Below are 9227 nucleotides of genomic sequence, written 5' to 3' on the forward strand. Positions count from 1 at the left end.
GCCTCCGTGAGTGCCAGCTACGAGCTGGACCTGTGGGGGCAGCTTCGCAATAGCCGTGATGTGGCGCGGGCCTCCCTGCTGGCCAGCCAGTTCAGTCGCGATACCGTGCAGCTCACGGTGATTGCCAGTGTGGTGAATACCTATCTGCAGGTGCTGTATCTGCAGGACAATCTGGCCCTGTCGGAAGAGAATCTGGCGCTGGCCCAACAAGTGCTGGATGTGGTGCAGGCCAAGGTAGAGAACGGTGCCGTCTCCCCCCAGGATCTGGCCCAGCAGAAAACCGTGGTCGCCAATGTGAAAGCGCAGTTGCCGTCCTTGCGTCACCAGCTGCGGCAAAGCCGTTATGCGCTGGCGGTATTGGTGGGAGAAATGCCGCAGGCATTCCAGGTGGGTGGCGGCACCCTGAGCAATCTGCAGCTGCCGGAGATCCAGGCCGGTTTACCGGATCAGGTGCTGGCCCAGCGCCCGGATATTGCCCAGGCCCAGGCCAGCCTGATGGCTGCGGATTATTCTGTGGCCGCCGCCCGGGCGGACTACTGGCCCTCCATCACGCTCACCGGTAGTGGCGGTTATGCCAGCAGCGCCCTGTCGTCGTTGTTCAATGGCGATGCGGTGTACAGCCTGGGCGTGTCGTTGGCGCAAACCCTGTTTGATGGTGGTGCCCGCAATGCGCGGATCAATCAGAGCAAGGCCGCCTGGCAAGAGCAGGTGGCCAGTTATACCGGCACCTTGCTGGTGGCCCTGCAGGAAGTGGAGCAATCGTTGAGTAATGTGCAGGGGTTGGCCGAGCAGCAGCAGTATCGTGAAGAGGCATACCAGCAAGCCGAGGAAGCCTATCGGGTGGCGCAGGTGCGTTATCAGGAAGGCGAAACCGAGCTCACCGACGTGCTCAGCGCGCAAAGCAGTTTTAACAGTGCGCGCCAGAACAGCCTGGATCTGATCTACAACCAGTATCAGTCGCGCATCACTCTGTACCGGGTATTGGGTGAAGGGGGTGAGAGGGATGGAGGGAGCAAGGCACCTGCGGAACCCTGAAGTGCCCCTGGTTTGCCGCTTGATCCGCTAACCGACACAATACGGCGATCGAGTCCAGCCTGTCAGGTCGCCCGTGCTGCCGCTTGTTTATCATCCCGAATACAGCTTTCCCTTTCCCGGCAAACATCGTTTTCCCATGGAAAAATTTGCCCGGCTGCATGGCTACCTGCGCAGCCGGGGTATTGCCCATGGCGATAACGAATTCCGCCCCGGCCGGGCCAAGGCGGCACTGTTAAGTCAGGCTCACTGCCCGCAATACGTATCAGCCATGGTGAACGGGACGCTGGATGCCAGGGCGCTACGGCGCATGGGGTTGCCGTGGAGCGAAGCCTTGATGACGGCGCAGCTGGCACTGCAGCACGGTATCGCCTGTCATCTGGCCGGCGGCACCCATCACGCCCACTACGATTTCGGTTCCGGTTTCTGCATCTTCAATGATCAGGCGTTTGCGGTGCGCCAGTTACTGAACCGGGGCGTGGTGAAAAAAGCCCTGATGTTTGATTGCGATGTGCATCAGGGCGATGGCACTGCAGCCATGCTGACAGATGAGCCTCGGGCGTTTACCTGCTCCATTCATTGCGAGAAAAACTTTCCGGTGCGCAAGATGAAAAGCGATCTGGATGTGGGGTTGCCGCTGGGTATGACGGATCAGGACTATCTGGATACGGTGTTTGAGACGCTGGATCGATTACTGGATTCAGTGCAGCCGGATCTGGTTTTTTATGACGCCGGCGTGGATATCTTTCAGCACGATCCGTTGGGGCGCCTGCATATTTCCGAGCAGGGTATCGCCGATCGCGACCGGGGCGTCCTTGCCCGTTGTCGTCAGCGTAACGTTCCTGTGGCCACGGTGATCGGGNGCGGCTACGATGATGATCGTGACGCACTGGCGCAGCGCCATGCAATCGTCATAGAGCAAGCCTTTGAGTTAAAAGTTGAAAGTTAAAAGTTCAAACGTGGTCAGGGCCGGTGGTATGAATTACGTTTTGTGTCGCTTTTAACTTTCCACTTTTAACTTTCAACTGCTCCGAAGGAGCTCTCATGTCCAAAGCCCTGTTGATCATGGCCCATGGCAGCCGCAGTGAAACGGCCAACGACGAGTTTCGTGCGCTGGTGGACACCGTGGCGGAATCTGCCCACGCCGCCGGGCAGGAATACGTGGCCGTATTGCCCTGTTTTCTCGAGTTGGCGACTCCCTCTTTGATTGAAGCGATTCAACAGCTGGAACATCAGCCGGTGAAAACCGTGCAGCTTTACCCGTTGTTCTTCAACAAGGGGAAACACGTGGGCAAGGATATTCCGGCACAAATTGAAGAGGCCCGCGAGCGTTTTCCTGATCTGGATATCGAATTGATGCACTATTTTGGCAGTGCCGCCGGGCTCGCACCGCTGGTGGTGCAACATCTTCAGGAACAGGAAAACTGACCCGGACCCGGCTGTCATGGATGACATGGAAACCACGCTTCAACGGATTTTTGCCAGCGAGTCCCGCCGGGTACTGGCGACACTGATTCGTCTGCTGGGGGATTTCGACCTGGCAGAAGATGCCTTGCAGGAAGCGTTTGTCGCCGCCCTGAGGCAATGGCCGGAAGACGGCGTGCCAGACAACCCCCGTGCCTGGCTGGTCTCTGCGGGGCGCTTCAAGGCCATCGATCAGTTACGCCGCCGTGCCCGTTACGACGCGCTATTGCGTGAGCAGGCGGATCACCTTGCCGCCCAGGCGACGGTGGAAATGGAGATAGAGAATGCCGCCATCGAGGATGACCGGCTGCGCCTGATCTTCACCTGTTGCCACCCGGGGCTGGCGGCGCAAGCACAGGTGGCGCTGACATTACGGGAAGTGTGTGGACTCACCACGGAAGCCATCGCCCGCGCCTTTCTCAGCAAACCCGCCACCGTAGCCCAGCGTATTGTCCGCGCCAAGGGCAAGATCCGCGATGCGAAAATTCCCTACGAGGTGCCGGAAGGCGCGGCATTGGCGGAACGTCTGCAGTCGGTCCTGCAGGTGATCTATCTGGTGTTCAACGAGGGCTATCTGGCATCGTCCGGCGAGCAGGCGTTGCGCCATGATCTCAGTGAGGAAGCGATTCGCCTGGCCGAGCTGGTGCTGGCCTTGTTGGCGGAACGCACCGACCAGCCGGACCCGGAATGCCAGGGCTTGCTGGCGCTGATGTTGCTTCACCATGCTCGTCGGGCCACGCGAACGGATGCGCAAGGCGAGCTGGTGCTACTGGAAAACCAGCAGCGCAGCCTCTGGGACCGGCAGGAAATCCAGCGCGCCGATCAGCTGGTGCGCCAAGCCTTGCTGTCACGGCGCTTCGGGCCTTATACCCTGCAGGCCGCCATTGCGGCAGTGCATGCACAGTCACCCAGCAGTGCGGAGACCGACTGGCAGGAAATCGTCGGACTCTATGATCTGTTGATGCAGCATATGCCGACCCCCATCGTGGCGCTCAATCGGGCGGCGGCCCTGGCCATGCGTGATGGACCGGAGGCGGGCTTGCAGTCGCTGGAGCCGCTGATGGAGAACAAGGCCCTGCAAGGGTATCACCTGGCCCATGCCGCACTGGCCGATATGCACCGGCAGTTGGGCCATCAGGACGCGGCGGCTCAGGCCTACACGCAAGCACTGGCATTGGCGACGCAACCAGCGGAGAAACGCTTTCTGCAACAACGGCTTGCCGACCTTTCCAGGTAGCGGTTTTTCGCGGTCAGCGGAGTTTTGAAACAAATAGCTCATCGCGGGTTCGAATGGATAACACGCTTCTCGCTGTTTGATGGGTTCTCGCAAATACTTGGCACTTTGCCAAACGCTCGACGCCGAATGCCTGACGTAAAACCCCATAGCCTGAGAGGCCGTCGTTATTGCGGTGTCTCTTTTGAGCGTTATTTTAAGGAATAGTCAGGGCCATCATTCCGGCAATAATCGGGCAATGCATTTTGCGCGGAAAGCACGGCGGCCATAGTGTTCAGGTTTTGAATGCAAGCGTCCGTCGTCGGGCATCCGGCGTCTAGCGGTTGCGCGGGGTGGATAAAAAGACAACGCCTGAAATTGGCTCACCGCTTAATTCTGCGATGAATAAAATAAACAGGGGCGCTGTCGAAAGCGGGGTTTCAGGTTCGACTAATGGGAAAGTGACCCATAAAGGAGTTGAACATGAGCATTGAAGCAACCATTCAGGACCTGACTCGCCGCTGGCTGAAAGGCGCAGCCGATAATGATGTCGAGGCGATCATGGCCCTCTATCACCCGGCTATCCGTTCATTCGATGCCATTCTGGCTATTCAGGTATCTGGCGAGAAAGCGTATCGGGCGCATTGGCAAAAGTGCATGGAGTCCTGCCCGGCGGAAGCGTTTTTCGAGATGCACGACCTGGTTGTGGAAGCATCCGATTCCCTGGCGGTGTCGCACAGCCTGACCCATTGCGGTGCCACCGTGGAAGGGGAAAAGCAGGGCGGCTGGATGCGCTGTACACATGTGTGGAAACGTGATGGCGACCAGTGGAAGATTGTGCACGAACACTTTTCCTGCCCGTTCAATCCTGAGGGCATGTCGCTGATTATGACGTGGCAACCGGAGCACGCACCGGTACCTTTTAATTAAAACCGACCCGGGAGAGAGCACGATGAAATATCTATGTCTGGTGTATTACAACGAAGCGGCGATGCAGGAACGTGGCGATGATCACTGGCAATCGCTTAACCAGGAGTGCCAATCCTACAGCGGCGGCTTGCAGGAGTCCGGCGTGATGCTGGATGGCTCCGCCCTGCAACCGGTGTCCACGGCGACCACGGTGCGTTTGCGTGATGGGCAGGTGAGTGTCACCGATGGCCCCTTTGCGGAAACCAAGGAGCAGCTGGCGGGCTTTTACCTGATCGACGCCAATGACCTGAACGATGCGATCCGTGTGGCCAGCCGTATTCCGCCGGCACGCTACGGCAGCATCGAGGTGCGGCCGGTGCGCGATATCTACGGCGAGTCGTCGGATGCCGTGCCTTATGCGGACGCCGTATCGGAAAACGAGAAGGTGACGGACTAAAGCGTTTTTGAAAACGCCCGGCACCCCTGATTTTCTTTGGAAAGTGATGCTTGCATCACGAATAACGTCGGGTGTGGCCGGTCCTGTCGCGATGCAAGCATCGCTTCCCACAGCCTGCCTGTCTTTTTTCAGAGGCGCCCTAAAACTTTGGGGGGCTCAACAGGCGTCACCTCGGTAGTGTTAACAGGTCCTAATCAAAGGTCTTCGCAAAAACCAAACCGCCCCACAGTACATTGCGGTCGCCCACGCCCTCTTTCAGTTCGGAGGTGTGGCCGCGCAGGACATAGCTGAGCCGGTAGCCGTCACTGAAGGCATAGGTGTAACCCAGCCAGGCTTCGGCGACGCCATGGTTCACTTCGTCGCTGTCGTAGCGCACATCGCTGTCCCGGAACTGGCCCTGCAGAAACGCATTGTAGGCGCGCCCGACCAGCGCGATGCCGCCCCACACATAGTGTTCGTTGTCCTCACTGGTGGCGGTGGTGTTGTTGCGTTCGCCGTAGCGGGTCAGTTCCGGGTTGCTCTGCCACCAGGGGCTGCGCAGGCGCCCGGCACGAAAGCTCAGGCTCCAGCGTGCTTCGGTGAGGTAACCCACGGAACCTTCCACGGTGCTTTTCACTTCCAGATTGTCGCTGGAAATGGGCAGGGTCTTCTGCCGGGCCACCGCGTAGCGAGCGGTGGGTTCGCCGCCATCGCTGATCTGGTGGTCCCAGCCTTCCGCTTGTTCACTGCCGATGACCTTGTGCACGCCATTTTGAATGTTGCCGGCCAGATCCAGCCCCAGGGCGCCCAGTGTCAGGGTGCTGTGCCAGGCCACCTGGTCGTCGGGATTCACCTGCACGCGGCTGCTGGAAAGGTAGATCATGCTGGCGTAGGGGCGGTCGTCGTAGAGGGGCTCAGGCCGCTCTTTCTGTTCCGGGGTGAAGCCGAAAATGCCCGCTTCAAAACTGTGGCCGCGAACCCGGCTCCCGGACAGGCTATTGAGGCCCAGGGCGGTATCGATCCAGCCCAGCGGGGTGTCCAGGGAAAGCAGAAAATCCCGTGCCCGGGTGCCGGTGGCGGCCATGCTGAGGCCGTAGGTGTAATCCTGATCACGGGTGCCCGGCACCAGCATGTCGTTATCCAGGGTCAGCGCCCAGCTACCGGTTTCACGCTCCTGCTGCGGTTGAGGGCGGGATTGGCGTGGACGCATTTCGGTGAGTCCCGGGTCTGCGGCCCGGGCCAACGGCGAGGCGGTGTCGGACAGGGTCGCGGCGACGCTCAGTCCCGGGCCCGCCAGCATGGCGATCGCCAGTAAGGCTGTGGCCCGAAAACCGGGGGAGGGAAAAAGGCTGTCGCGTGTGTTCTCTGTCATGGCTCCGTATCCGTCTCACTCCGGGAGCCCACAAGCGGCTCGCCAGAACTGCAATTCAGTGACGCGTACGGTATGCCCCGCACGCGCATGGTCGGTATCGCGTTGCTGGGCGGTTGTTGCCTGTTTCTACAGAGAGTTGTTGTTCTGCCAGCGGCAGCGGCGCCATCGTTGGGCCGCTGAGTGTTCAATGGGACTAGAATGGGCGATGACTGTTCGATGAAACAGTGCGACAGGGTTGGCCATTTAATCGAATTTTTCGATTCTTCCAGAACCCTGCACTCCCTCCGGGAAATGACCAGATCCCCGCTCCTGCCGTTCACTTCGGTCATTGAGCTTGCTTATGGAGAGGGCGTAGCCTCGATTTCATATCCATGACCTGATGGTCAACAGACTGTGATAATGAGGAGAGCACGGTGGCAGAAGCATATATCGTAGCGGCGGTGCGTACCGCTGGTGGCAAGAAGAACGGTCGGCTGAGCAAGGTGCATCCCGCAGATATGGGCGGTCGCGTTATTGATGCGGTGGTCGAGCGCACCGGTGTGGCGCCGGAAAAAATCGACGACGTGATTTTTGGTTGTGTCAGCCAGATCGGTCCGCAGACCTTTAACGTGGCGCGCACGTCCATTCTCAGTTCCTGCCTGCCGGAATCCGTGCCGGGCGTCACCATCGACCGTCAGTGCGGCTCCTCCCAGCAGGCGATCCACTTTGCCGCCCAGGCGGTGATGAGTGGCACCCAGGACCTGGTGATTGCCGGCGGGGTGGAATCCATGAGCCAGGTGCCCATCGGTTCTCCGGTGATGGCGGTCAAGGAAATGGGTAACCCGTTTACCGGTGAAATCAGCAAGCGCTATCCGGGCGAAACCTTCAGCCAGTTCCATGGCGCCGAGCGTATGGCGGAGAAATACGGAGTGAGCAAGGCGGAGCTGGACCAGTTTGCCTACGACTCCCACAAGCGTGGCGCTGCCGCCACGGAAGCAGGCCGCTTCAAGGATGAAATCATTCCGGTGCCGATTACCCTGGAAGATGGCAGCAGCGACGAGCATACCGTGGATGAAGGCATCCGCTGGGAAGCAGAACTGGATGCCATCAAGGCGTTGCAGCCGCTGCAGGAAGGGGGCCATATCAGCGCTGCCAATGCCAGCCAGATTACCGACGGCGCTTCGGCGGTGATGATCGCCAGCGAAAAAGCGGTCAAGGAACTGGGCCTGACGCCGCTGGCGCGTATTCACGCCATGGCGGTGGTGGGTTCTGATCCGACCATGGTGCTGGAAGGCCCGATCCCGGCCACCGAGAAAGTACTCAAGCAGGCCGGCATGACCATGGCGGATATCGATCTGTACGAAGTCAACGAAGCGTTCGGCTCCGTGCCGCTGGCCTGGATGAAGGCCCTGGGTGCGGATTACGAAAAACTGAACGTGAACGGTGGCGCCCAGGCGCTGGGCCACCCGCTGGGGGCCACCGGTTCCAAGCTGATGGGCACATTGGTGTATGAGCTGAAACGCCGTGGCGGCAAGTACGGTTTGCTGGCCATCTGCGAAGGCCTGGGCACCGCTAACGCGACCATTATCGAAGTGTTGTAATAGCAGCAAAAGAATGAAAGCCGAGCTGACCACGGCTGCCATTCCATGAAAAAGCCGGCCCGAATTGTTCGGGCCGGCTTTTTGTTGGTTCTTCGCGGAGCAGGGTGAATATCACGCGCCTCATTGCCTGATGGGGATTACGGCAGGGCGCTTTCAGCCTCCTCCAGCGCTTCCATGGCTTCCAGTAGCGCCCCTTCCAGTTCGTCGTGCTGTTGCTTCAGGCGGGCCTGGTCTGCCAGCAGGTTGTTCATTTCATCCTTGCGGTTTGCGTCGGTATATAGCGTGTCGTCACCTAACGACGCTTCCACAGCGATTAATTTCTCGCTGCACTGGCCCAGCTGTTTTTCCAGGGTTTCTACCTGTTTTTTCAACGGTCGTAACTGCTGGCGCTGTTGGGCGGCTTGCTGGCGGCGGGCCTTGGCGTCCTGGCCATCGCTGGCTTTCTCTTCTTTCACCGGTTTGCCGTCGCGGCGGTTTTGTTGCAACCAGCGAGCATAGTCGTCCAGGTCGCCATCGAAATGGCTGACGCTGCCGTTGGCCACCAGGAAAAAATCGTCCACGGTGGTTTCCAGCAAATGCCTGTCGTGGGAGACCAGCACCACGGCCCCTTCGAAGGCTTGCAGGGCCAGGGTCAGCGCTTCGCGCATGTCCAGGTCCAGGTGGTTGGCGGGCTCATCGAGTAACAACAGGGCAGGCTTTTGCTGGACGATCATGGCCAGCGCCAGGCGGGCTTTCTCGCCGCCGGAAAAACGCCCGATGGGGGCAAACACATCATTGCCCTGAAAGCCGAAGCGGCCCAGTTCGCTGCGCAATTGCGATTCGCTCCATTGCGGATAGAACCGTGACAGCATCTGGTAGGGGGTGTCGTTGGCGTCCAGGCGATCCACCTGTTGCTGGTGGAAGTAACCGATTTTCAGATCATCGTTTTTTTCAAAGTGGCCGCCCAAGGCGGGCAGTTCGCCCACCAGGGTGCGCACCAGGGTGGATTTGCCTGCGCCATTGGGGCCGAGCAGGCCGATGCGGGTTTCCGGACGCAGGCTCAGGTTGACTTGGTCCAGGATCACCGTATCGACGCCGTTATTGCGATAGCCGCATTGCGCCGCGTCCAGGTTCTCCATGGGGTTGGGCAGTTTTTCCGGGCTGTGAAAATCAAAACTGAAGCCGGAATCCACATGGGCGGGGGCAATCAGTTCCAGTTTTTCCAGCGCCTTTACCCGGCTC

At 59.5% G+C, this 9227-nt stretch carries 9 protein-coding genes; 7 read left to right on the forward strand and 2 right to left on the reverse strand.

Annotated features, from left to right (window positions below; genetic code table 11):
- The 6 genes from A3754_RS13310 to A3754_RS13335 form a co-directional block, all read left to right on the forward strand.
- A partial coding sequence (locus A3754_RS13310; RefSeq protein ID WP_063520078.1) for an efflux transporter outer membrane subunit occupies positions 1-1035 on the forward strand: 1035 nt, incomplete at its 5' end.
- Between the two features lie 136 nt (positions 1036-1171).
- The gene (locus A3754_RS13315) at positions 1172-1981 is read left to right on the forward strand and encodes a histone deacetylase (RefSeq protein WP_231880622.1); all 810 of its coding nucleotides are present in this window, start codon (positions 1172-1174) and stop codon (positions 1979-1981) included.
- A gap of 95 nt (positions 1982-2076) precedes the next feature.
- Entirely contained in the window at positions 2077-2460 is a 384-nt protein-coding gene (locus A3754_RS13320) for a sirohydrochlorin chelatase (protein WP_063520080.1), read from the forward strand.
- 16 nt (positions 2461-2476) lie between these two features.
- Positions 2477-3733 (forward strand): RNA polymerase sigma factor, encoded by a 1257-nt coding sequence (locus A3754_RS13325; protein ID WP_156496984.1) that lies wholly within the window; start codon positions 2477-2479, stop codon positions 3731-3733.
- A 459-nt stretch (positions 3734-4192) separates the two neighbouring features.
- Positions 4193-4639: a nuclear transport factor 2 family protein gene (locus A3754_RS13330; RefSeq protein ID WP_063520081.1), complete on the forward strand. Its 447-nt coding sequence runs from the start codon at positions 4193-4195 to the stop codon at positions 4637-4639.
- Positions 4640-4661: 22 nt separating this feature from the next.
- A complete protein-coding gene (locus tag A3754_RS13335) occupies positions 4662-5075 on the forward strand; it encodes a YciI family protein (protein WP_063520082.1) in 414 nt (137 codons plus the stop codon).
- Positions 5076-5265: 190 nt separating this feature from the next.
- Here the strand turns inward: A3754_RS13335 and A3754_RS13340 are convergent, their stop codons facing one another.
- Positions 5266-6426, reverse strand: coding sequence for a lipid A deacylase LpxR family protein (locus A3754_RS13340; protein ID WP_063520083.1), 1161 nt, complete (start codon positions 6424-6426; stop codon positions 5266-5268).
- A gap of 413 nt (positions 6427-6839) precedes the next feature.
- On the opposite strand from A3754_RS13340, the gene A3754_RS13345 reads away from it, so the two are divergent.
- On the forward strand, positions 6840-8006 hold the full coding sequence (locus A3754_RS13345) for an acetyl-CoA C-acetyltransferase (protein ID WP_063520084.1): 1167 nt from the start codon (positions 6840-6842) through the stop codon (positions 8004-8006).
- A 137-nt stretch (positions 8007-8143) separates the two neighbouring features.
- Here A3754_RS13345 and A3754_RS13350 read toward each other — a convergent pair.
- On the reverse strand, positions 8144-9227 hold a 1084-nt coding region (locus tag A3754_RS13350; RefSeq protein ID WP_156496985.1), incomplete at its 5' end, for an ATP-binding cassette domain-containing protein.

Source organism: Alcanivorax sp. HI0083, assembly GCF_001635175.1.